The sequence below is a fragment of the Aureispira anguillae genome, from assembly GCF_026000115.1.
Taxonomy (GTDB): domain Bacteria; phylum Bacteroidota; class Bacteroidia; order Chitinophagales; family Saprospiraceae; genus Aureispira; species Aureispira anguillae.
On the sequence record NZ_AP026867.1, the window covers coordinates 2,306,232 to 2,332,536 of the forward strand.

Below are 26,305 nucleotides of genomic sequence, written 5' to 3' on the forward strand. Positions count from 1 at the left end.
ATCAAAAATTTACATTCTGATGATCCTTAAAAAATAATTCTTATAAGCCTCTAATTCCGATTGATGATAACCTTTCGCTGAGAAAATACATGATCATTGTAAACAACAAAAACATAAACTCCTGTAGGAAAATCATAGTCGTTTACTTCTAGGGTTTGTTCCCCTGCCTGCACCATTCCTGATTTCACCTCTACTCCTCGTAAGTCAACCAACTTCCAGTTGTAATCCTTCTTTAAAGGCTCTTCAAAAGATACCTTAAAGTACTGCTGAGCAGGATTGGGATACAAATTCATGCTGTTGATTTCATTCAACTCAGGTTCTGCCTGTATTTGGTCTACACCCACCCAATAACCATTGACATCTCTAGAAGTATTTACTTGATACACTTCTTTGGTTCCTGTGTTTTGAATAAAGACTACTGCTTGGAAACGGCCAGGATTATAGCTAACATTGGTGCCAGTATGGTTCCAAGAAAGAGTAGCCTGCATGGTTTCTCCTACCGACCATGTTTTATTGTATACATTGGCACCTGTTCTATCGTCTTTTCGAACAACCGCATGTACCATGTCATTGTTCCCTGAAGCATACACTAACGAATCTTCCGTAATAACGGTGTGGATCTGGTATTCTTGAACGGTATTAATATCTATCAAAGCTTCTACCGTGGCTTCTATCGTAAAATTGCCAAAATTGTTATGATGGAAGGTATCTATGTCTATTTTAAACTTAGGTGACTTCAGCATATCTTGCTCAAAATCAATAGCGCTTAAGTACCTAGAACGAGGAACATTATTCGTTCTACCATCTATATAAGCTCGTCCTGCTTCGAATATACCATAGTAATGCGTTCTTGCATTTGCTACTGCTGTATTGTCAAGATGAAACTCATCATTCGTAGATGGTTCTTTAGAATGATATTGCAGCAAAACCATATCTTTGTTAATCGAAGTATGGAAGACCAATTGATACACATGGTCGTTAATGATTCCCATATTGGGCTCATTGATGTTTGCGGTTGTTTCTAGCAATACATTTCTCGTTCTACTCCCTATCCAAACGTTATCAAAAGCAAAACCATCGTAAAAATTGCTTAGATTGATCGAATGAGAACCAAAAGCCATTCTCAATCTTAAATTTCTATTTGCTCTAAACTCATCTAGTTTATACCGACCACTCGCCCATCCGTTTGTTTTTCCAGACCATCCAATTGGGGCCAAACTTTGATCTCCTGGTTGACCAGTTATAATTGGAGTATCAAACCAACTGATCCCCCTTCCTAATTTGCCAAGTGGTTCCCATTTACCATCTGGTTTTTGGTATTCTAAAACTGTCCCATCAATTGTTTTTCTCGTATCTGACCAATAATCAAACCGAATCATTGGACGTTCTAAATTACTAATGTCAAAGCAAGGACTATAAACCCAAGCAGCTTCGCCCTCCTCATAAGGCTCATTAAGTTCAGTCGCCCACATTTTATTTGCACTCGCATTAAAACCTGCTGATGTACTGTCAGCACCCCATTCCCACAACAACGGATGTGTTGAGTCTTTTGCCTCTGCGTACCAATCGCCATGAGAAATCTCGAATGTTTCATCATAAGGAAAAGTAGAAACCTGTGGAGATATAACAAGCCTTATCGTGCTAGTATCCACACAATAACCTCGATTCGCAACATATAGTTTGGGCCAATATACACCAGGACTAGAAAAAACATGACCAATGGTATCTATATTATTGTTAGCACTGTTGCTACCGTTCACGGTATGCCCAGGTTCTAATTCCCAAGTAATAGTGGTTATAGAATCAAAAATTTGATTATTAAAAACATCATTCAAACCCAAGATAATGTTATCTGGGTAAAATAAAACACTATCTAACTGACATCCTCCTATTGCTTTAAAAGCAACATTAGGCATTCCCAAAACCGTAAAAGTATCTATAAATACATTACCACAACCTGTTGTTTGGTCGGTATATTCATAAGAGATAGGATGACGACCAACTCCCGCAAAATAAGGTAAAAAAGAATAAGTAGATCCATCCAACAAAACCCCTTGACCATCAAATTCTCCCCCTAGTATATTTGGAGCCAGTGGAATAGACGTTGTGTCATCCTTTAAACAATAGGTATTAGTTAAGGAAGTTCCCGTGAAAGAAAGCATAGGCACAGGTTTTATAGCGACCAGCTGTGTGTCGACACCATAACATTCTCCATAAGTTACTGCATAAATAACCGTATCAACGACTGTTGCTGTTAAGTTAGCAGTGCCATAGTTAGGATTTGGTTCAAAATAGGGAGGAGAACTTAAGGTATCTCCATTCCGTACAAATACTTTTATCCCTGATGGGCTACCGTCTAAAAGCACGGGAGGAGCAGATTCACAATAAGTAGTGTCTAAGGTTGTAAAAGAAGGACGAACATAATCAGTTACATGATACGTATACATGGTACTATCTTGACAACCAGATGCACTATCTGTTGCAATATAAGTTATAAAATGCGTCCCCCCTCCAGCAAGATCAGGATCAAAATAATAACTTGTATCAGATATAAGTCGATAATTGGGTCCACCGATATGTACTAAGCTATCTATTATTATTGTGTCTATTCCTCCTGTAGAACTTGTAAACAAATCCCAAGTACTTGACAAACCTCCGCCCTTTAAAAGCTCCCTAGGATCATTAGAACAAAAACCATGATTATTTCCAGGCCCAACAATAACAGGCACTGGCAAAGCTCGAACGGTTACAGAAGTACTTGTTTGGATTTGACAAACCAAGCTATCCTGATTATGAATAATAAGACTGTCAATTGTATAGTTAACTATATGTGCCCCACCACCTGCATTAATCGGGTTAAAATAATATTGATTGCTACTAGTGTCCAGTAAAATGCCTGCTCCAGAAAAGGCACCACCAGATGGTATTCCAGTAATCGGGTAAGTACTTCTTGTTTCACAATAAAAGCTATCTAAACCAGAATAAGTTGGATTTGATAATTTGTAAACAAAGGTTTCTCCCTCTAAGGTGTCTGCACAGCCTGTATTTATATCTTCGTAGATATAAGTAAATTCTCTTGAACCAGCTAAGGTATCATAATAAGGTTCAAAAAAGATGGTATTCCCATTTAGAGTAAATCCAGGATGGCTATTATCAAGTCTCCCAGAAGGCGGAGAAACTAAAATATTGTCTTTTAAATCATTAAAACAATAAGCAGTCTTCAAGCCATTAATAATAATCTCTGGTGTAGGATCAACCGTAATAGTGCCCCCTATTGCCCCTACACAGCCCAAAGAATCGGTAAAGGAATAACTTAAGGTATGCTGTCCTGCTCCAAGAATAGATGGATTAAAGATTCCAGTATTCGGATCTATACCTAAACCGCTACTAGAACTATAAATCCCCGTACTAGGACTACCTATTAAGGTATCAACTGCATCCATGGAGCAATATTGACTTTTATAACCACTAATCGTTGGAACAGGCAATGCATGTACATAAGTAGTATCAAAAACAATTCCTCGACAAGTATATCGGTCGATAAAAGTATAGCTAATAATTTTTTGCCCTGCCCCTGCTATTGTCGGGTCAAAGATTCCATTATTAGGATTCACTCCAATCCCTCCATATGATCCTGTTCCAGCGGTATTGGTAGCAGAAGGAATCCCTTGTAATTGAGCAGTAGTATCGTTGACACAATAAGAACTATCCACCCCTATCAGTTGCATTTCTGGCAAAGAGTCTATGCGAACAATTTTTTTAACTTCATTTGAACAACCCAAAGTATCCGTAAAACTATAGGTTATGGTATCAATATAAAAATCGTCAACAATTCTGAAACCTGGATCGTAAAAATAAACACCACTTGTATCAAGGCTTACTCCCCCTCCTGTAAAAGTAAAATTCGCTCCAGACGAATAGCTAGGACTCTCATTAATCGCAAAAGCAGTAGCATTATTGCAATACCTGCCATCATAGGCTATAGTAGTAATAGTTCTCGTAAACCCTGCTATATCAACGGTTGGTTTCGAAATATTAACGGATAAAAAGTCTTTTACAGAACAGCCAAAGCTATCTACATAAGTAACTCGAATAATATCATTTAAGCTATTAGAATTATTTGCAAGCGATAGCTTAGGAAACAAGGTATTACCCGCAATATTCAAGCTCGAATTTACACTAGAATAAGCGATACTTTGGGCAGCGCCCCCCGATAGAACAATCGTTTCTAATCTTACACTATCATCGTTGGCACAAAGTGTAATCGGAGAGGTAGAACTTCCTCCTACTTCCAAACGTATTTGAGGGGGTTCTTTTACTATAATATGCTTATCTCCACTAAAGCTTTTACATCCCAAACTATCCATAACCTGATAGGTTATTTTATAATTTCCCTGTCGTGCTATACGAGGAGAAAAATACTTGACTGTATTGCTCGAATCGGTTATAATAGTAGATGACCCTATCATATCGTTCACCAGAAAAACACCGCTTCCAACGGTTGGAGCTATAGAAGGGTCTAACCGTACACTATCTATATCCGTACAATGGCTACTCCCTCCTACAATAGAAAAATCAACTGGAATTTGTTTAATTATTGTTGTCTGAACGGTATCGGAATCCCAACAGCCATATTGTTTAACCACATAAATCAGTTCTATATCCAAATCACTGCCAAACGTGTAAGCATCATAAATTTGTTGAGGATTAAAATAAGGTTCTTGTAATCTCCCCAAAGAATCATATGAACCGCTCCCCGTGCTATCTCCCCTCAATTCAAAATAAGTAATAGGAGCTCCAATAAATGCGGGACTAGGGGTTAAGGTATCAATAGCTCCATTTTTGCAATAATGAGAAGCCAAGGCAATATTAAGCGTAGGACGATCCTTTATATTAATAATATGAATACCTTTAAAAGACTCTTTTGTAGTATCTGACGATATTGTATTATTCGCAGTATCTATTTCTTTTATAATTGTAATAGAAGTATAGTGCATTTCTACTGTTACCCTATTCGTTCCCACTGGTAAGTTCATCGGAACAAACTGATAATGTTCCTGTCCATGTGTACTGTCCAAGACAATAATGGCCCCTTGATTGGCTACATTTCTAGTAATAACACTATCTATTCGGTTGAGTTCTTCCGTAGTTATTTTAACGTTTCCATTCATCAAAGAATCGATTGAATTACTAATAGAATAGGCATAACGAACAGATCCATCGGGATAAAAATCCACTGGACTAGCTTCTCTACATAAATCATCATCAAGCCCCAATATTTGCAGAGGAGACAACACTACCAAATCACTTATTATTGTCCCTATGCAGCCTCCGTTATTATACGTTACCTGTATAGGATGTTCTCCAAATCCAGCATAATCAGTCAAAAAGGTATCCGTAGGTATTGGGTTGACATAGGTTCCCGAAAAATCAATTGGAAAATGATACGAGGTATCTAAGCTTGGAATAATTCCTCTTATGACAGCACTATCCAATGCCAAAGCAACTCGATCTACAATATTCGGTACCAAACTATCTGAAACAACAGGAACAAAATGCAATTCATCTAGGCGATTGTCTCTAATTTCAACCGTCTTTGTCACCGATAAGGTATCTGGGCAAAGTCCCCCATTAAAATAAGAAGGAACATAATGATAGGCTATACCAATAGTCTTTGCACTATCATTTTGAAACGACCAACCCGCATTTAGCCCAACCAAATGATTGTTCTCAAATAAATCGGGATAAGTTCCTTGATTAACGGCTGAAAACGTTCCTCCTGTAGGTACTCCAAAAACAGGAATCGTGTCCATTGCACAAATAAGTGTCTGAGGAATCAAAAGATCAAGGCTAGGGTTGTGAACAATTAAATTTGTATTAAAACTATATAATACAGGATTCGAACCACTTGAGACCGTGTTATCCAGCAACTTTACGGTTCCAGTTCCTGTATTAGCAGGAATTATTAAATCAATTGTACCACTATGCCCCACTGGCACAGGCAAGGTACTTACTTGAATATTAGATATTGCAAATATATTCCCAGCAGTATCCACTAGCTGTACCTGATTCGGGTGTGCCCTCAATCCATCATAAGTAAATCGCACACTTGACCCAACACAAGCTTCAAAAGCTGCGGGTGCATTCGGATCGTTATTGGTATAAGTTACGGTTCCACCACCATCGTTGACAATATAATTGTACTGTACACTATCTGTGCAACCAAAAACATCAGTAAGGGTGTAAGTTACCGTATGTATCCCTAGCGTGTTTGGATTCAATAAATAGTTATTCGAACCATTAGCCGTTACAAGTCCCGATGTGGTACTTGAGAACGTTCCGCCTCCTACTGTCGATGTCAGTTGAACTGGAGAGTTAGTATTCAAAAAAGTAGTATTGTTGGAAGGACTAATAATCCCAGGATCGGGCAAGGAATGAACTGTGGTGGGGTTAAAAGCCGTTTCTGTGCAGCCATTTTGACCTGTAAAGGTATAAAACAAAGTATCTCGTCCCGTCCCAGCAAGAGATGGCGTAAATATTCCTGTAACAGAGTCTATGCCTGAACCGCTATATACTCCCGACACGCCAGTTGAAGCACTAGGGGCTCCGACCATCGTATCTGGTGTAGCATTAATACAATAATCCGCATTTAATCTTGCACTAATAGTTACCGTTGGTGCTGGTCTTATTTCGGTAGATTTGCTCACAGAATCCTGACAACCATGGTATGAAGCATAATAGGTCAATTGAACACCTAATGCACTACTTCCATTAAGGCTAGCAGTATGTTTACCATAATGATAAGAGGCATCTAACAAGGTATCTTGTAATAAGGTATCTAAAATGTTATAATTCCCTGAAGACGGATCCAATATTTTAATCTCAAAATAATTAGCTGCTGCCGATAAATAACTTGGTGTAGGAGTTAAACTATCTACTTCTGAGTTTTCGCAATAAAAATTATCAATCGCAAAATTAAGGATTGGTTGGTTCTTCAAATGAATTGTATCTAGCACTGTTGTTTTGCTTGTATCTATTGTCCATCCTCCTCCAACAATTGTTGTGATCGTTGTTTTGTATTCATTTTCAAATACCACAAAAGAAGCTGAATTTAGTGCATTATCCTTAGGATCAAAACTATAATGCCCTTCATTTACTGCATTGCCAATAGAAATAAGAGAAGATTGATGGGCACTATTCTGAGTTGCGAAACGCACCAATTCATTATATTGATAAAGCTTAACCACCTGCATAGGCACACCATTAGGATCATAATAAGTAAAGGTGTCACTGTCCGTTGAATAAGGATAATTAACAAGATCTCTCCTTAAATGAATTGTATCTGCCATTCTGCACAAAGTATCTACCATTCCAATAATCATTGGCGGCGGAAGCACTTTTAGGGTGCTATTGATTGTTCCTATACACCCCCCATTATCGTATTGCATGGTAATAGGGTGCTCTCCATACCCTGCATAATCGGTCAAAAAACTATCCGTTGGTATTGGATTGACATAAGTTCCTGAAAAATGAATTGGAAAAGTTGCCCCCATCAAATCTGGAAAAATACTGTTGATGGTACTTGTGTTTAATCCCAATTCAACTCGATCAGTACGACTAGGATTAGTTTTTTCCGTTACAATAGGCAACAAAGAAAGTTCTTCCAAACGATTGTCGAATATGGTAATGTTATGAACAGTGTCAATCGACTGATAACACAAGGCTCCCCCCATATAAGAAGGGGTATAAGCGTATTCAACAGAAATTACTTTAGATCCATCGTGTGCATTAGACCAGTTTGCATTTTTTCCAAATAAGCTTTCATTCTGTAATAAATCAGGATAGCCCGTAGCCGTAAAAATTCCCCCAGTAGGAACTCCAATTAGTGGCACTTCATCTGTTGCGCAAATAAGTGTCTTTTGGGTAAAAAAGTCAACCGTAGGATTATGAATGATTAGAACTGGTAAAGCGCTCAATACTGTAGAACCATCTAAAATTTTCACTGCTCCTGTTCCTGCATTGGAAGGGATTGTTAAATCAATGGTGCCACTGTGTTGCCCATTGGCAGGTGTATTGTTAGGTGTTACAGAAAGAACAATAGGATTCCCTGTTTTATCCATCAATTGAATGCTATCGGGTATACTATTTAAACCTGTATACCGAAAGGTTACATTTGATCCTGCACAGGCCTCAAATGTTAAAGGAGCACCAGGGTCATGATTGACATAATCGGGATCATCCATCAACGACAAGGTAAAGTAAGTATCGTCCTCTAAGAGAACGTTTTCAAAAGTAATTGTTCCTCCTGTTGTTGTTCCCACAGGATAACTTACAGCACCTGTAGAAAAATCATCACTGTGGTTAACCAATAATCTAAGATTGGGATTATTAGCGTTGCTCATTGAAGGCGGAAGTACCAATGTTACATTAACCCTCCCTACTCTATTGTTAACGTTTTGGGCTTTCCATACTCTATCAGAAATTTGGTAATTAGCAGGGGCATTGGTCACTGTAAAATTATCATAAACCCCTTGGTTATGTCCCCAAATTAGATGCGAAAGATCATCACTAAAAGGAGCCGCATGCTCAATGGTAACATTTACGCCTGTCAACTTTTGGCTGGTCGATTTGCGTTGATCCAACCAAAAAACATCATCTCTACCAATTCCTGTAACATTATGATGATACGTCGCATTTGCAGACTTATCCCAAGTAACCGTATTGGTCGATAAATGATAATTTCGACCTAGGGTGATACCATACTTAATCGCTAGGTAAGTCTCAATTGCATTTCGCTCATTGTTGTTTACCCTTTTGTTAAAAACAATTACCTCCGCTAGATCTCCCTTATACTCTTGAGCAGTATTAAAACCACCTCCTTGATTGTCCTGTTCTTGCCCAAACAAAAGTGTTCCTCCTAAATCAATTGTTGTATTATTTTTATAAGGAAGATACCCTCCATTCCCATCCAAACGAATGTTATTATCTTGTCCATTCCCTCTTATATTGGTAAGAACATGGGGTATACCATCTGCTATATTTTTGGTACTGGCATTACCATTGGACAAGGTGCCTTCTTCTACTGCAACAGTTACACTCGAAGGGTCAAAAATAAGCATTTCATTGGCTAAGGCACCTGCTCCTACTGCATAGGACAATAAGGCCTCTGATCTTTGAGTTGTATCCCTTCTTAACACCAAAAAAGTAGAAGTTCCTGTTTCTCCAAAGCCAACAAAGTTATCTGTTTTGATATATTTTCCTGCAACTGGGTTTCCATTGTGAGTTCCCTGATTAAATTCAATATAGGTATTAAAATTAATGGGATTCATATTAAGATCACCATAAGTGGGTCGTTCCCCTCCAGGGCTAAATAGCTTATTTAGCCCTAAAACATTATCGTCCAATTCATCGAAGTTATTCCATTGATTAACCTGACCTAAAGTACTATTTGCAATCGCCCACAACGCAGCGTCTGGTTTTGCCAACGTAAAATACTGCCCATCCTGTAATGCCACATTAGTTGCTTCATAATCCGTTGTGCCATTCGTTAGCGGATATGCTTTTAGGTTTTTACTAAAAGCATCATCATCTGCCAGCAACAAAACAAAGGTTCCTACTGCAAAATCACTTGGCAATACAGTATTCGTCTTATCAAATTTAAGATCAACAGTAGCACCAAAGCCTGCTGTCTTTTGACATTTCCAAATCCTATCAATCCGTTCTCCTTTAGCAAAGAAATTATTATCTTCTTGAAAAGTAGTTTTTGTATTAGTAGCAGCAGCATTATCCCCTATTACTAAGGCCTCCCCATTGGAAATTGTAGCAGTTAATAAGGTCAGTAAGGGAGCTACTTCGCTTCTAGATTTCAGTTGCTCTAGATCTGAATCGTCATCTTTGGCAATTCCTGCTATATTGTTATTAAACCCTGTATTTTGGAGTTGCTCCCAAACTATCGTATTTCCATTACCAATAAGATAATCATGGTCCAAAGTAACTCCATATTTAATGGCCAAATAAGAATTAATATTTTTTCTTTGTGCCTCACTAAGACTTCCTGTATAAACGATAAACTCAGCGATATCAAGATTATTTGAGTTCGTAACGGGAAGCGTTCCACTCTTTTCTCTGCCGATAAATGTTCCAGAATATAAGCTAGAGTCAACTGTTATTCCAGCTGTGTAATTAGCTTTTAGAACACCATTAATATAAACCGAAGAAGTAGCCCCATCCTTAGTGTTAATATGGTTAAGACAAACCTCATTTGTTGTATTTCCTCCCGAATAAGATTGATCATTTAAATTTCCGCTAGAAATAGCATCAGCAAAAGCTTGTTTTCCTAGGTTATTAGGGTTTGTTCCTCCATTTCCCCACAAAGGAATATTATTCCCTGTTGATCGTAATTTATAAACTGTAAAAACATTCACCTCTCCTATATTAATATCCAAGGGGCTTTCAAACCACTCGTCATTAAAATGAACCGAATTATTAAAGTTAATATCTTTTACTACTTCATAATAGGCATTCGGAATGCTAGGATTATGCTTATAAGTAGCATTGTTGTTCGTACTGTGTGCATCGTCCCAATTTGAAGTCGTATTGTTACTTGGGGTTAAGTCACTGGCCTTAAGCCAAAGTCCTAAATCATGGGATACATTTCCTGGAGTTTGGGCATTTATTATTAAGCTATTCAGCAACAAAACAGCTATTAATACCATTCTCAAGTAATCACAAAAAAAATACATAAATCTTTTTTTAAGGTATTGAATAATGAATCATTAATTATTTTGGGGAATGAAATAATGGTTATCAGTTATTTCACTTTATAAGACCTTAGTTGGGAAAAGGTCTTATTATTATGAATATGGCTACAATACTTAATTTGTCAATTGCTCTAAAGGTCTATAGCGAGCCCTTATTTACCAAGAAAAACTATCTGGAATGAATAAGCGTGCATAGCTAGTGAGTAAACGTGTCAGTAAGAATAATAAAAGTTATTTATATATCTATTTTTAACTAGATTGTCTCTTCCATAGAAAAGATTCCTCAGTCTATATGTATTAACTAAAGGTTAAGAAATGATTAAATGCTAAATATACTTATAATATCATTCTATCTATATGGAGTAAATATAGTTTATTTTATAACATTTTTTCATATAAAAAAACATTTTAAAGTAGTGTGCTTCTATTTATTCGATGAGCAGCTAAAAAAGAAGGAAGAAAGAAGTCTTTTTAGGGATGGATAGGAGTAGAAATTAAGATTAAAGCTCAAAATAAAATTTACCGAGAAAATAAAGAATGAGTAAAATTTTATTTTAAAACACTAAGAGTTAGTTAATCAAAATATTAGGTCGCTTATCACTATTTTTTAGGCCGCTTCGTTGTGAGATTTTAGAGATTAGACTCCAATTGAACTGTTATTGGAGTCTAACTTCTAAAAACGAAGGGATGCAAAATTGATACGATTTTAGCTACACCTGTTAGGTTAGCTTGTTATCACTATGAGCCAGCATAGCTGAGTTCTACGTGGTTTCTAGTAGGATAATGATAAATACCATAAACTATTGAGAAGATTAAAGCCGTTTATCCCAGCTTCATTTTTCTTTCCTGCCTCCTTTTTATCCAAATCCAAAAACCTGTAAGTGGCAAGATGGTAAGCAATATGCTCACACAAAAGACAAAGATTTTACCAAATAAGCCAAAAATAGCCCCTACATGTATGTCATAAGACATACGGATCACCTTATCCGCAAAATCTGCCTGTTCATAAGTACCATAAATAGAATTGGTATTTAATTCTTGAAGAGAATACTGATCGTAAAAACGATAATCAGAATTGTAATAAACGCCCTTGGTATAAGAAACTTCTAAGTAAATGGCCATAGAGTCAGACTCTGGATAATGGAGTTCTAGGCTTTCGTGATTGGGGATCTGCTTTTGTACCTTAGGGATCAATTGATCCCAATAAAAAGTATTATCTGCATAATTTGATGGCTCAGATACATTATTGGGGACAATAAATTGAGGCGCTTTGGTTCCTCCCACTGCCTTAAAAACAATAAAGTAAAACCAATTCAGCCCTATAATAGCTCCCGTCATAGCAATAATCAATGCAAAAATGGACAAATAAAAGCCCATAACAGTATGTACACTAAAAATTTTCTTCTTTAAAGAAGTCTTGCTCGTCCATTTAAACCGAAGACTTTGTTTTAGGTGTCGTTTGTTCTTAGGCCACCATAATACGATACCAGAGAGTAAGACAAACAAAAACAAAAAGGTTCCGTAAGACACCAATACCTCCCCAATTGGCTTGGGCAACCACAATGTTTTGTGTCCTTTGAGAGCGAAGGCTAAAAAACCAGAAAGGTAATCCTCTACGTGCAAAACCTCTCCTGTATATGGATTTAGATAGACTTTTTGATAAAACGTTGGCTCCGCCTCATAAAAGATCACTTCAATGGCATCCGTCTCCTTTCCAAATACCGCTCCATGAATTGCTTTATCAGGAAAAACGGCCTGTGCCAGTGCTTTAATTTCTGAAGCTGCTAGGCGGGGTGTTGCGGCTTTATCAACAACTTTATAATCCGCCGATAGGTCTCTTATTTCATCCTGAAACGATAAACAAGCCCCTGTTAAGGCCAAAATAAAGACAATTAATCCTGTTAGGATACCCAAATAAAGATGTATTTTTCTTGCTGTTTTTTTTAAACGCTGCTTTAGAGCTTTCTTTTTTTTCATAAAAATAGGGTGGTCAAAAAATAAATTTGCCAATACAAACAATCCATAGATCTAAAAATAGATCTATGGATATTAATCAACGAGAAAATCTAATTAGCGTAAATCGTAAAAACCTTTAATTGTTTTTCCTAATATTTTTGCTCCTTTTGTAGCAGTAGCGGTAGCAATATCTACTTGGTAAACATAGGCATCAGCAGCTGTTTCAATACTTACATAAACCTTTCCTTCTTCTACAAAGATAGGAGACGTATAGCGCTTGGCGTGCAAGGGAACATTGGCCACATCCGTTACCGTTTTATTTTCTAAATCAAGGATTACCAATTTTTGGTTAAAAATATCTCTTCCATAAGCCCCCCAAGGTGCTGTTGGGTTATCTGCTGTTAAAATTCTAGCAATGGCTTTATTGTTGCCCACATAATCAAACCAAAATATTTTTCCACCATTGGTTGCTACCTCAATATCAAAAAAGTAGTTTTGATCAAACTCCGTTTCTCCTGATTTGATTCTTAGAATGGCAGAAGGTTTGGAAGAAAGCGCAGTAAAACCAGCCATAACCGCCCCACAAGAGAAAGAATAAAGATCACCATTATCTGCTTCAATCAAACCAGTAGTCATCCCGTTGACTCCAATATTGCAAGTTCTTGGATCGGAAATAATTTTTTCGGGTTGACTCCCTACATTGGGATAAGAATACACCGCAACCAATGCTCCATCAGGTTCTGGCGTTGAAAAATTCCCATGGACGTCTAATTTTTGAAAAGGAATAAATAATTTGTCTCCTCGCACGGTCAAAGCTGTTGGCCAAGCGATCAAAGAGTCCGTAGTTGATTCAAAAATTTTGGTTCCAACAATCTTTTTTACCCCCACAGTATTGACATCAATAAAATAAAGTCTTCTATTTTGAAATCCCGCTCTAGGTATTTCCATTGCCAATAAGGTCTGGTCATTGTCTGCACTACCAAACATTTCTAGCGCATTATCAAAAATAAATTCTCCTTTATTCACCAAGGTTCCCGTTTCATCAAAGGCAAATCCAGCACATTGGTTGTCATCACTATACCCCGATGCAAATAAGGTTTTTCCTACAGGATAATAAAACCTCCATCCTGTTTGTTCTATTCCGTTATTCACCGCAGATAATTCACCTTGCATAAGATCCTCCTGCGTGAGCAAAAATTCTGTTTCGTCATTCCCCGTAGTTTTTAATGCATATGTAATTCCAGAATTTACATTCGTAGGTTCCACAATAGTATCTTTGCAAGCGACTAAACCAAAAGACGTTGCCAATAACAAACAAAAAAAACGATTTAAATTGTACATGTTTATAAGTAATTGTGTTTCATACACGATGCAATCAATTACACCCTGTGTTGGTTATTTATTTCAGGAGAAAGCATCTTAATTTTAAAGAAAATGCAATTCCTGGTTTTTGAATATTAAAATTATCATAAGCCCGCACATTGGTAAAGTTATTCAGCGTAGCCGCTATGTTATAACGACCATTTTGCAAGGCACATTCTATGCTCAAATCTTGAATAAATTGGGTTGGAATACTGTTTTTTGTACTAACATTCCCTAGTTTTTCCCAAGTCAAATAAAACTGGTGGACATATCTACCACTCCAATAAAAAGTTAGATGAATTTTTTTCAGGCTTAAGTCAGCATGATAACCCAACCTAAAATTGGCAAAGAGATAAGGAATATTTGGAAGTCTACTTTTGTAATTGGTATTTAATAAACCTTCATCAAATTGGGTTTCGTCCGTGAGGTGCTGATAAGTCAAGTTGGCATCTAAGGATAGCATCTTTTTGTATTTTACCCCAAGGTTGGTTTCTGCTCCTAGAACCCCCACACGATTAATATTCTCATAGCTACCAAAAGGACCAATCGGCACAAAACGGATATAATCTTCTGCATTTCTATAAAAACCGTTTAAGCTATAACTTAACCCAAATTGACGGATGATTTGACTGGTATAGATTCCAAAATTAATGTTGTGACTGGCTTCGGGTGATAAATTAGGATTGGGACGAATGTAAATGCCATCTCCTAAAATTTCGTAAGATTCAGGAATCCGATAAGCCCTTTCATACGATAGTTTTAATTGTATTATTTTAGGAAAATGATAGGTTGCCAAGGCTCCATAACCAACAAAAAAGGAATTGACGCTTGTATGCACATCTTTGTTGTCATAATCTTGGGTAACCAAATTAGCATTGAACCAATAGCCCTTAACAAAAGCGGTTGCTTCCAATCGCTTATCACTAGTATTGAGGCGATAAGCCGAGCCCAATAGGTTTTTATGGATATAATTGGGCGACAAAAACGATCTTCTTAGTGCATCCACTTCATCCTTTCCCTTTCTATACAAAAAATTTTGACTGATTGTCCAATCCAATTGATGCCGTGGATGTACTTTATAGGATAACTGAATACTGGAATTAACTAATTTATCGTTTAGAACAAATAGTGATCTTCGTTCGTTTAGTTCTCCTCTAGCTGAACTCTGATCTCTAAACCAATAAGCACCTGCCCAATTGTATTTTTTATTGCTGGTGTCTACCACTGTTTCCGTTACAGTAGACCACTGAGAATAAACTTTTAAAGCAACCTTTTTAAAGGTTTTTTTATAGAGAAGCTGAAGTAAAAACGTCTTATTCTTACTGTGCAGTTCTCCAAAACTTAATTTGATGTTGTTATCAGGGTTTTGATAATTATTTCTATTTAATGCCCCCGTAAAAGCCAATGATAATTCATCGGCAAATGGTTTTCCTAATAAGCCCAATTTAAGCTTAAACATCCCAGAAGTATATTCATCGTGAAAACGCTGAATGTCAATTTCATCGACCTTGTTTCCTAACTCATCGTAGAGCGGAATATCATTCATCCAATAATTATTATCCGAATGATTAAAAAAGGCATTCAAGGTTATAAAATAGCCCTTGTCTGGTCTAGAATATTGACCATTAAAAGCAGCCTGATGGGTATTAAAAGAGCCATAGGAATAACTAAGATCCAAGAATGATTTTCCTTTGTAATCGCTAACAATATTGATGGCTCCCCCCAAAGCGTCAGCACTAAGATCAATAGGGACAACTCCTTTAAAAATTTCTATGCTTTTTACTAGATTAACAGGATAATTATTGAGGCTTAAGGCTGTTCCCAAATTTTCCATCGGAACACCATCCACAAAATAGCGAATTCGGTTTCCAGAAAGTCCATTTAGAGAGAGATTAAAAGCCGATCCCATGCCCCCCACTGATCGAATATGAATTCCAGCTGTTTTATTGATAAGCTGATTCAAATCAATATTTAAATTCTTATAGCTTTGAGTAGCAATAACATCTACAGCGTAAGCAGAGGTTTTTAATTCCTCCTCTTTGCTCTGTCCTACTACTTCCAATTCTTTTAAGACCGTTGCCGCTACTGCTAAAGCGATATCCAACTGAATTGTTTTGTCAGTGGTAATTGTTAGCTCTTTTTTTACCGATTGATAACCGAGGTATTGCACCACTAATTGCAAATTTCCTTGAGGTAATTGTTCTAATTTGTAATATCCATTTTCATCGGTAATCGCAACCAAAGAAAACCCCTCTCCACTAATAGAAACATTCGCATAGGCAAGTCCCTCGTTAGATTCATCTACGACTTGTCCTTCTACGGTCTGAGCATTGCTATCCCATGTAAGACCACACAACAAAAATAACAGCACACAAAAAGTGGAGAAGAGTTTCATAAAAACGCTTATTTTTAATTAGTCTAAATAAATTAGACTGCAAATCTAGACAAAATTTTTAAAGAACCAAAAAAAGGCTTTATTACTTATAAAAATTCTAAAACTACTCCTAGTTGTTATCGACTCTATCCTTTTATAAGCTTTAGAACTAGGCTAACCAGGATAATTTTTTGCGCAGTAACTTGCGCTTTCCTTTTGGTTTTGTTGTTGCCAAATCATAATATCCCATATAAAAAATCCCCAAACAGCGCTCGTGTTCTTTAAGCCCCAAATTGGCTCCATATAAAATGGCTGCCGCCGAGCTATCCCAATACCCCCCAATATCTTGAGCCGCACAGGAAAGCCACAGGTTTTGAACCGCACAAGCTACCGCAGCTAACTCTTCCCATTCCTGAATTTTTACTTTTTTGGATCGTTGCATGATAATCACTACCATGGTAGCATTTTGGGGATAATTCAACGTGTGTTCATAGCGAGTAGGAGGAAAATCCTTTTCTGACCATTCCCTTTGGTAAAAATCAAGCATAAATTTTCCCAATTCCTTTCGATGCTTTCCCCTCAATACGACAAAACGCCAAGGCTCTGTACATTTATAATTGGGAGCCCAAGTAGCATTTACAATCAGTTCTTTGATAATTTCATCTGGAATTTCTTGCTCTAAAAAATCATCCGCATAAATACTTCGCCTAGTCCGAATAACATCCGTCAACAACTCTAATTTTGTTTTGCCCTTCATTAGTCCACTACGTTTAATTCTGGTTTAAAAACAGCAATTGGATTCAGCAACATTCCCGAAAACTTTAAGCTATTAACAGGATCTGCCAAATCAAGCATCTGTTTGTTGTTGCCAAGTTGCAAACGGTTTAGACAACATCGTTTAAACTCAAGGACAAAAAGATCATAGCGCTCGTATTTTTCTTCGTATTCTGGATGTGCTTCTTGATAATCGCTTATACAATCGGCAACCAATTCCCAAAAAGACGCTTCAGAAAAAGCGGTGTGTTCGTTTAGAATGGCACTCATAAATCTAAAATAGCAGTCAAAAACATCGGTAAACAAAGACAAAAGTTTCATTTCATCCGTTGTTTCAACCAAAATTCGTTGCACTTGCTCAGGCAAATCTATTTCTTTGTTATAAAGGAGTATTTCCTCTGTTATATCTTTCATAAAGATCCCCACAGGAACATTATCTTCGAGTATCATAATTATATTTTCTCCATGTGGCATAAAAACCAATTCATACTTAAAAAAGCAGTGCAACAAAGAAGAAAAATAACAGTTCAAATAAGCCTTTAGCCATTCCTTGACGGACAGACCTGAAGCTTGAATCAACTGAGGCAAAAAAGCCCCTCCATTATAATCTACATGCAAGAAAGCCGCCATGGTCATCAAACGCTGATTGGGCTTTTTCTTGAGCATTGGACTTTCTCGCCACAAAGCAGACAACATTTTGTTGTAAGGACAAGAAGCTCCTAACTGATCATAATGTTGATTGGTATAACCAACAGTTGCCACTTCTCCTAACATTTTAAAGCCACAGTCTTGTAGATAGGCATCAGGTTCTAACAAATCATTAATCCAAGTCGTAATAGCTGGTGTATTTTTCATATAGTAAGGCGACAAACCTCTCATAAAGCCCATATTAATAATCGACAAGGCTGTTTTGGTGTAAAACTTGGTTGGCTCATCTCTATTGTAAAGGGTGCGAATAGATTGTTGGGCAAGATATTGATTGGCTGATTCCCCTAAATACACGAGTTTTTGCTGAGCAATATCCTTGGCAAATACCAATAGCAGTTTGTTAAACCACTGCCAAGGATGAACAGGAATAAAAATAAAATCGGTTGGGCTTAAGCCCTTATCTTCTAATTCTTTATTAAAATCAGCCAACAACGCCTCTCCTAATTCCTGCTTTAACAACTGCTTATACGGCAAATCCTCTATCGCTGCATAATGGGTATTGTCTTTATGCCCTGCCAGCCAAATAATAGAAAAGGGCTGTTGGGCTTCTGGAGCAAATTTGCGATAATCCACCCCACTAAATCCAATTCGACCACTGTTTGCTACAAAACAAGGATGTCCCTCTATCATTGCATGTTCAACTTGTTGAAAATCGCCCGTTACCAATGCTTTTGCATCCAATTCTTGATATTGGCATTTGTAAGCCTGACTAACCAAGGTACTTGTTAGCTCTTCTAAATATGTTGGCAAGACCTTATCCGAAATCATTAATTGCTGTTGAAATTCGACTATAAAAGAAAGCAAGTCCAAGGGCTCTTCTTTATTCTTTTTTATTTTCAGAAGGCTATCCTCTTTGATTTGCCAATGATCTAACGCTAATATTTTTGCTTCAAATTGATAATAGACACTAGGCGTATCAGCATACAAAATATAAACCGATTTTTCTCCATTTTTTTGTTGAGGATGAAGCAACCGTTCGTGCGTAAACTCCGAAATGGCTTTTTTTAATTGTTTTCGATTGACAATTTGCCAAATTTCAGCGTCTAAATGCTCATAAATCATATGGCGATTTATCTGATCTTGATTCATTGATAATAAGTTTAAATCTGTATAAATTTTGATTTGAGAACGTAATAATTGCTCTCTTTAAGGTCTTGAGTATTAAAATGCAACCATTAGATCGTTGAACACAATTGCCTTTTAACGATCAAATGGTTGCTTCTCAAAACCTAAAGGGTGGCATATTTAGTTTGGCAATATTGTTCATACGTACAAAAAGCCAAAAAAGCGGTTTTATCAGGTAAACTAACCTGTTTTTGATATTCGAAACCAGCCCGTTTGTTGAGCACATGAATTTTGTCATTCTCAACATCAGGCTCTACAATAATTCGTTGACAGGTATCTTTTTGGAACAAAAAATCCATTACCGCAGAAAAAATATGCCAAGTAAAACCACTAATTCGCTTTTCGGGTGCCTTGATTAGTATATGCATTCCCCAATCTCCCTCTAAGACGTTATAATGCGAACCAATCAATTCTGTCTTCGGATCATAAGCTTCCATCAAAAAAGTAGGTATGCCATTTATTTCACCGATATAAACCTCATAATTGGGAATGGCTAACAGATCTTCGTAGACATTGATTAGTACCTTTAAGTTGGCATCTAGCATCCCCCAATATTTTGCATGAGGACTTTTTACCCATTCCAACAACATAGCTGCATCTTGTTCTAAATCAAGCGCTCTAAAAGAGATTGGATATTGTTCTTGGAGTTTGTTCTTTGTTATAGATTCATTCATCATGCTGTGGTATAGCTTTTTTCTGGTGAAGTTTTGGGAGTCAATCGGTATTTAGCAATAGGATTTTCCAAACGCCCTATCAATTGTAACATCGTAGTAGGATCGTATAAATCAACCATTCGCTTATTGTTGTTCAATTGTAGACGATTCAAACAGGACAACTGAAAATCGGGAGCAAACAAATCATATTGTTCAAACTTGGCGTTTAATTCAGGAAACCTAGCTTGGTAGTCCAAAATATTTTCTGCTACTAATTTCCAGAAATTGGCCTCATTATAATTAGCATGTTCCAATAAAATATGGGCTAAGTAGCGGAAAAAGCCATCAAAAACATCAATAAAAATAGAAAGCAATTTCACCTCTTCTTCTATTGGGGCATACATTCGTTCCAAGCCCTCAGGCAACACAACATCAGGATTTAAAATAACAGCTTCTTCTGTAATATCTTTCAAAAATGCCTTGAATGGAATATGATCTTCTAAAACCAAAATTAAGTTCTCTCCATGAGGCATAAAAACAAGATCGTACTGATAAAAACAATGCAAAAGAGGACTTAAATACGATTTTAAATAGTTCCTCAACCAATTATCCGTTGTTAATCCTGACGCTTTTATCAATTCAGGCAAAAAAGCAACTCCATTCTGATCCACATGTAATAATGCTGCCATGGTCATTAATTGTTGCCCTTCCTTAATCTTGCTAACAGGGCTTTCTCGCCACAACGAAGCCAGCATTCTATTGTAATCGTTTTGTGGTCCCAAATCTCCATAATAAGGATTGACATAACTAACAGAAGCAATTTCTCCTAGCATTTCAAATCCCGTTTCCAAAATGTATTTGTCTTTCATCAACAAGTCCTCCAGCCAAACAGCCATTTGGGGAGCCGTTCCTAAGTAATAAATAGGCAAGCCTCTCATAAATCCCATGTTTAGGATAGACAACGCTGTTTTGGTATAAAACTTCTGTGGGTTACTGCTGTTAAAAAGGGTTCGAATTGACTGTTGAGCATAATATTCATCCTTTCCATAGCCCAAACAAATCAGCTTTTCTTGTGCAATTTCTGGTGCAAAAATATTAGATAATTTGTTGAACCACTGCCAAGGATGCGCAGGAATGAAATAATAATCTTCTACATTTAAGCCTTTATTTTGAAGAATTTCACAAAAGCCATCAATTGTTTCTTGATCCAATTCGTGGCGAATTAGTTGATGATACTCCAACTCTTTCGTTCCTGCATAAACAGTTCTGTCTTTGTGTCCCGCCAACCAAAGTAAGGGGAAAGAATGGCCAACTTCGGGAGCATAGGCTCTATAATCGCCACTATCAAAACCAATTCTACCATTGTTCGCCACAAAACCTGGATGCCCCTCCATCATTGTTTGTTCTATCGTTTGAAAATCCGCATTAACAAGTTCTTTGGACAAAGGGTTCCCTTTTAGATGTTTATAGGCACTTCCATATAAGGTACTGGTTATTTCTTCCAAGTACACCGCCAATCTTTCTTTTTCTAAGCCTAACACTGCACTAAATTCTTTGATAAATAAAAGTGCATCCAAGTTCAATTTCTCTTCCTTTTGGAATTTGGCAATGGAATCCAATTGAATATACAGATGATTCAACTCCATTTTTTTTGCCTTAAACCTATAATAAATGTCATTTTTAGGGACGTGTAGCAGGTAGTTACTCCACCCTTTTTCGGTTCCTTCTAATTCGGGTTCTATTAAGTGTTCGTGTGCAAATTCCGTAATCGATTTTTTGATTAATAAACGATTAACCTGCTCCCATATTTGGGGTTGAATATGAGCAATTGCTTCTTGTGGCAATAATGCCTTGTCGTTAGTTGTATTCATTGTATTTTTATATTTTTTCTAGGGCTTTCCTATAAAAATGTTTGCACAAAATTGTTTTCTGATTATCAAATCGGTTAATTTTTAAATTAACGCCAAAAGTGAATCATTAAAACGCTGATTTTGAGCCGTTACGCCCCCACAGGAAAACCCTTTATTTGTTGATTAATAAGTGCAGCCCAATTAGCTGCTAAACTGCTCATTCATTGCTTGTCCTCTCTGAACGGTTTATTGATCGTTCTCCATCTTCACTCAAGATTTAGCAAGTTGTTCTTTGATTTTTATTTGTGCATAAAAAACAACCACATACAAAATTAGTGTGAGAACAAAACAGCCCAAAGCGATTATAAATGGCATTTGTAAGCCCTCAGCATCTACTATAATTCCGACAAACAAAGAAGCCAATAGGACTCCTAAATTTTGGAAAAAATGAATCTTGCTATAATCCATAGCATAGGAATCTGGGTGGCTTTTTTCGAACAATAAAACATCAAAGCGAACCATAGCCTGAAAAATTGCCCATCCATAAATAACCCTTCCTAAGACTAGAATCCCATCTACAGAAGAAGCCTGTAACCACAAACCAATTATCCCTAAAAATAAGGCAGACAAAATTCCTTGGTATAGATTTTTTACCGTTCTTCTTTTGTTGATAAACAAACCAATCAAGGCGACAAACCCAGGAATGGCATACATGGTTCCCGACACCAATTTGCTGTCATAAACAGAGATCAACTCCCAATACGATGAAAAAAACGGTCGAATTAAAAAATCTCCAAAATAGAGTACGAGCGTTAACAAGCCTACTTTTAGAATAAAGCTATTGTTGGTAGGTGCTGTAGCCCTTTTTGTCTCTTGATTGGCAATATCTGCTGAAGCGAATTGCTTGTTATTGAGTAGATAGACACTCATTAACATCTGAACAAAATCGCCCAATGCCATAATCAAAAAGATATACCTAGGGTCTAATAAATCAACTGCTAATCCTCCTATTACGGCTCCAATAATTCCTCCCAAATGAACAATGACCGATAATAAGCCTATCGTATCGGTATGTTCTTCCTTCTTAACTATTTTTAGGATAAAAGGATAAATCAATAAATAGCTCCCCTTAAAAAGAATCATCACTAAGGAGGCAATCCAAAAATTTAAATAAGAACTTGTTTCAAAACAATACAAGGCCAACATTCCTGCAATGGTCTGCGTTACAACCAATATTTTTAGTGTTGGTATTTTTTGAGAAAGATAAGCCCAAAAGGGAAAAGCGATCATTACCATAAAACAAATTGCTGCAAAATAATAACCCACCATTTTAGGGTCGGTAACCCCAAATCTCAATTCAAAAAATTGAGGATAAAAAGGATGCAATAAATAGTCACTTAAGACAGCAACTAAAGTCATTAAGATTAAAAAAGATCTTAAATTCATGATCGTTTTTTTAGATTTGATGTTCAAGGTCTGTTAAGCATAATTCCTTCTTGGCATCAATGCCAAAATCCTGAAAGGCAATTTGTTTTTCGATGGGATAATATTCTATCCCTGTTAACTCCTTGATGATGTAAGAATTGCGATAAGCTGCCATTCCCAAATCAGGCGTAACAAAACCATGCGTATGCAGCTCTACATTCTGAACAAATATTTCTGTGGCATTTTGATCGATTGTATAATTTCTGTTCACATCAAACCTTGCCTTATTATCCCATTTAATTCGCCCTTTGATTGGCTCCAAAAAGGCAGGCATTTTGTATTGATAGCCTGTTGCCAAGATAACTGATTCTGTTTGATGACTATAATACTTGTCTTGCTGTTGTTGGTGAAAAACAAGGTCAAACATATCGTGGGTCGGATCTATTGCTAATTCTTTGAGTTCTGAATGTGTTCTCAAATTGATTTTCAGAGATGGGTCGATTAATTTTTTGGTATAAATCAGATCGTAAATAGCATTAATAAGATCGCCATTTATTCCCTTATACAAATGCTTTTGGCGATTAATGATTTCATCTCTTTTTTGAGCGGGCAAATTATAAAAATAATCCACATATTCGGGCGAAGTCATTTCTAGTGTCAACTTGGTGTATTCCAATGGAAAATAACGAGCAGATCGAGTCATCCAATTGAGCTCATAATTTTTGGCATCGATATCTTGCAACAAATCGTAGAAAATTTCGGCTGCACTTTGACCACTACCAATAACAGTAATGCTCTTTTTCTTCTGCAAATCTGCTTTATGATTCAAGTATTGCGCAGAGTGTATCAGTTCTTCTTTTTTATGCGCACAACACTGGGGTATATGTGGGCTAGTTCCTGTGCCCAAAATCAGTTTTTTAGTTTGATAAACTTGTTTTTCTTGATTATTGTTGTGTACCACATGAACAGCGTAAATTCCTTCCTCCTCTTTATAATAAATCCGTTCTACTTTAGATTCAAAATAGACATTGGGCAACTGTTCAATAACCCATTGGCAATATTTATTATACTCCTGTCTAAGCAACAAAAAATTCTCTCGAATGTAAAACGAATAGATTCGTCCTTGCTGCTTAATATAATTCAAAAAACTATAGGGATTCGTTGGATCTGCCAAGCTAACCAAATCAGCAATAAAAGGTATTTGTAGTGTCGTTCCTTCAATCATCATACCTGGATGCCAGTCAAAAGAAGTTGCTTGATCTAAAAATAATCCATCCAATTCTTTAATAGGCTCTGTGAGCGCAGCCAACCCTAAATTAAAAGGCCCAACTCCTATTGCTATAAAATCATAGCTATTCATTTTTTTCATTGTGTGTGTTTTAATTTTTAGTAGAATACAGACGACCTTGCTTAACAATAAGCTCAATAATGTGCTTAAGATCTTCAATCGTTGTTTTAGGATTTAATAAGGTAAATTTCAAATAGACAATGCCGTTCACTTTTGTACTAGCAATAGAAGCCTGTCCAGTATCAAACAGTACTTTTTTAATGTATAAATTCACAGCATCATGAATGGTATTATCTTGAATTTGTTGGTTGATTTGGTACCGAAATACCACGGTGCTTAATTCAGGCTGATGTAGCAATTCAAAGCAATTGGCTTCTTGCAACAAACGATAAGCATCTAAGGCTCTTTGATGGATAATCTCTAAGAAAGCAGCAATTTTTTCGACTCCTGTCATCCTAAGCGTAAACCACAATTTTAGCGCATCAAACCTTCTTGTTGTTTGGATTGACTTAACAACTAAATTAGGCGTTTCTGCATCCTTTGTCTCTATTGGGTTTAAATAATCGGCGTAATGAGAAACATATTTAAAAGAATCGGCATCAGCAGCTAAAAAGACACTAGAACAAACGGGTTGAAAAAAGGTCTTGTGAAAGTCTATCGTAATAGAATCTGCATATTTTATAGGTTCTAACGCCTGCTTGTGTGTCTTCGTAAAAACAAAACAACCTCCATAGGCACCATCTACATGCAACCACATTTTATTTGCCTTAGCAATTTTTGAAATTGGCGCTACAGGGTCTATACTTCCAAAGTCTGTTGTTCCTGTCGTTGCAACAACTGCAATAGGAATATTACCGTTTGCCTTCTCTAAAGCAATTGCTTTCTCTAAGGCAACCGCATCCATTCGGTAAGTAGCATCCGTTGCGACTTCTACCACAGCATTGTATCCCAAACCAAGTAGAGCAGCATTCTTTTTAATGCTATAATGTGCCTTTTCGGAACAAAAAATTCTAAAGCGATGTACTTGCTCTGTAAAGCCATCTTTTTTTAGATTCAAGCCCAAATATTTATGAGCATAATGATCTCTTGCCATTAAAAGTCCCATAAAATTAGATTGAGTGCCCCCGCTCGTAAAAACGCCATCGGTTGTATTGGGCAGTTGAAAAACAGCGGCAATCCAGTTGATTAATTCTTGCTCAATTAGAGTACCAGAGGTGCTTTGATCCCATGTTTCAACCGCCGTATTAATCGTAGATGCCAAAAGGTCACCGATAATGGCAGGAATAGCTACGGGGCAATTTAAATGGGCGATATAAGTTTTGTCATGAAACGAAATGGCATGGTCCAAATAGAGTTCTTTTATTTCATCAAGTACCGACTCTATATTTAAAGGTGCCTCTGTCTTGTTAATCACCTGTTTCATTTTTGCCTTCAAATCTGTTACAGAGGCTCCACTATAAAACTTTTCACGCTCAAAAAAGCCAATTAAATAGTTTATTGTTTTTTCTATATTAATCTTTAAATCCTGGACAGATGAAACATCTAATATGCTATTAAAATCTATTTCACTCTTAGGAAGATATTCTACAATCATTTCTTATTTTTATTTAGTCTAAATAAAATCAATGCCACAAAACTAAATAAGAAAAAACTTAAAAGCAAATTATTTAGACTAAATCCAAATAACATTTTAATATGTTTGTTTTTTTCTAAAAAAGCAACCCCTTTATTACCAGAACCCTATCTTCTAAAAAAGCCCTCTTAGTGCTTTGAAAAAAAATTGTCATTTTTTTTTATTCGTTAAAAGTAGATATTTAATGCTTTCAAAAAAGCAATAGAAGCATGCAAGATCTAAATAAATTGGAGCCTGATAAAAAAAATAAATAAATGGTTTATAAACAGGGGGTTATTTTCCACCTAAGCTAGTCGGATAGTTATTTAAAGACTCAAAAAGGTTTTCTTTTAATTGACCAATGGCCTAATATTGAAATTCAGAATAGCCCAGAATGGGTTGTCCTCTTTATTTTTTC

Annotated in this window: 11 protein-coding genes; all 11 read right to left on the minus strand. The window is 36.6% G+C overall.

Going from position 1 to position 26,305, the window contains the following annotated elements; genetic code table 11:
• Nucleotides 1–50 precede the first annotated feature (50 nt).
• On the minus strand, nucleotides 51–10,742 hold the full coding sequence (locus AsAng_RS08880; protein WP_264792417.1) for a T9SS type A sorting domain-containing protein: 10,692 nt from the start codon (nucleotides 10,740–10,742) through the stop codon (nucleotides 51–53).
• An 840-nt stretch (nucleotides 10,743–11,582) separates the two neighbouring features.
• Nucleotides 11,583–12,737, minus strand: a complete 1,155-nt coding sequence (locus AsAng_RS08885; RefSeq protein WP_264792418.1) for a PepSY-associated TM helix domain-containing protein — start codon at nucleotides 12,735–12,737, stop codon at nucleotides 11,583–11,585.
• 93 nt (nucleotides 12,738–12,830) lie between these two features.
• Nucleotides 12,831–14,057 carry a DUF4374 domain-containing protein gene (locus AsAng_RS08890; RefSeq protein WP_264792419.1) on the minus strand — a complete coding sequence of 409 codons (1,227 nt, stop codon included), beginning with the start codon at nucleotides 14,055–14,057 and terminating at the stop codon, nucleotides 12,831–12,833.
• Between the two features lie 58 nt (nucleotides 14,058–14,115).
• Nucleotides 14,116–16,473 (minus strand): TonB-dependent receptor, encoded by a 2,358-nt coding sequence (locus tag AsAng_RS08895; RefSeq protein ID WP_264792420.1) that lies wholly within the window; start codon nucleotides 16,471–16,473, stop codon nucleotides 14,116–14,118.
• Nucleotides 16,474–16,621: 148 nt separating this feature from the next.
• A complete protein-coding gene (locus tag AsAng_RS08900; RefSeq protein ID WP_264792421.1) occupies nucleotides 16,622–17,209 on the minus strand; it encodes a nitroreductase family protein in 588 nt (195 codons plus the stop codon).
• The gene (locus AsAng_RS08905) at nucleotides 17,209–19,023 is read right to left on the minus strand and encodes an IucA/IucC family protein (protein WP_264792422.1); all 1,815 of its coding nucleotides are present in this window, start codon (nucleotides 19,021–19,023) and stop codon (nucleotides 17,209–17,211) included. The genes AsAng_RS08900 and AsAng_RS08905 overlap by 1 nt, the downstream gene beginning before the upstream one ends.
• A 140-nt stretch (nucleotides 19,024–19,163) precedes the next feature.
• The gene (locus AsAng_RS08910; RefSeq protein ID WP_264792423.1) at nucleotides 19,164–19,736 is read right to left on the minus strand and encodes a GNAT family N-acetyltransferase; all 573 of its coding nucleotides are present in this window, start codon (nucleotides 19,734–19,736) and stop codon (nucleotides 19,164–19,166) included.
• Complete coding sequence (locus tag AsAng_RS08915; protein ID WP_264792424.1) at nucleotides 19,733–21,583, minus strand: IucA/IucC family protein; 1,851 nt, start codon at nucleotides 21,581–21,583, stop codon at nucleotides 19,733–19,735. The genes AsAng_RS08910 and AsAng_RS08915 overlap by 4 nt, the downstream gene beginning before the upstream one ends.
• A gap of 249 nt (nucleotides 21,584–21,832) precedes the next feature.
• The gene (locus AsAng_RS08920) at nucleotides 21,833–23,008 is read right to left on the minus strand and encodes an MFS transporter (RefSeq protein ID WP_264792425.1); all 1,176 of its coding nucleotides are present in this window, start codon (nucleotides 23,006–23,008) and stop codon (nucleotides 21,833–21,835) included.
• A gap of 10 nt (nucleotides 23,009–23,018) precedes the next feature.
• Nucleotides 23,019–24,347, minus strand: coding sequence for a lysine N(6)-hydroxylase/L-ornithine N(5)-oxygenase family protein (locus AsAng_RS08925; protein ID WP_407655328.1), 1,329 nt, complete (start codon nucleotides 24,345–24,347; stop codon nucleotides 23,019–23,021).
• Between the two features lie 19 nt (nucleotides 24,348–24,366).
• Nucleotides 24,367–25,869 carry a pyridoxal phosphate-dependent decarboxylase family protein gene (locus tag AsAng_RS08930; protein WP_264792427.1) on the minus strand — a complete coding sequence of 501 codons (1,503 nt, stop codon included), beginning with the start codon at nucleotides 25,867–25,869 and terminating at the stop codon, nucleotides 24,367–24,369.
• Nucleotides 25,870–26,305: the final 436 nt, after the last annotated feature.

Excerpts from the sequence above, each read along its gene's own strand:
- AsAng_RS08890 (WP_264792419.1), bottom strand. The coding sequence starts at position 14,057 with ATGTACAATTTAAATCGTTTTTTTTGTTTGTTATTGGCAACGTCTTTT.
- AsAng_RS08920 (WP_264792425.1), bottom strand. The coding sequence starts at position 23,008 with ATGAATTTAAGATCTTTTTTAATCTTAATGACTTTAGTTGCTGTCTTA.
- AsAng_RS08925 (WP_407655328.1), bottom strand. The coding sequence starts at position 24,347 with ATGAATAGCTATGATTTTATAGCAATAGGAGTTGGGCCTTTTAATTTA.
- AsAng_RS08895 (WP_264792420.1), bottom strand. The coding sequence starts at position 16,473 with ATGAAACTCTTCTCCACTTTTTGTGTGCTGTTATTTTTGTTGTGTGGT.
- AsAng_RS08915 (WP_264792424.1), bottom strand. The coding sequence starts at position 21,583 with ATGAATACAACTAACGACAAGGCATTATTGCCACAAGAAGCAATTGCT.
- AsAng_RS08880 (WP_264792417.1), bottom strand. The coding sequence starts at position 10,742 with ATGTATTTTTTTTGTGATTACTTGAGAATGGTATTAATAGCTGTTTTG.
- AsAng_RS08930 (WP_264792427.1), bottom strand. The coding sequence starts at position 25,869 with ATGATTGTAGAATATCTTCCTAAGAGTGAAATAGATTTTAATAGCATA.
- AsAng_RS08905 (WP_264792422.1), bottom strand. The coding sequence starts at position 19,023 with ATGAATCAAGATCAGATAAATCGCCATATGATTTATGAGCATTTAGAC.
- AsAng_RS08885 (WP_264792418.1), bottom strand. The coding sequence starts at position 12,737 with ATGAAAAAAAAGAAAGCTCTAAAGCAGCGTTTAAAAAAAACAGCAAGA.
- AsAng_RS08910 (WP_264792423.1), bottom strand. The coding sequence starts at position 19,736 with ATGATGAATGAATCTATAACAAAGAACAAACTCCAAGAACAATATCCA.
- AsAng_RS08900 (WP_264792421.1), bottom strand. The coding sequence starts at position 17,209 with ATGAAGGGCAAAACAAAATTAGAGTTGTTGACGGATGTTATTCGGACT.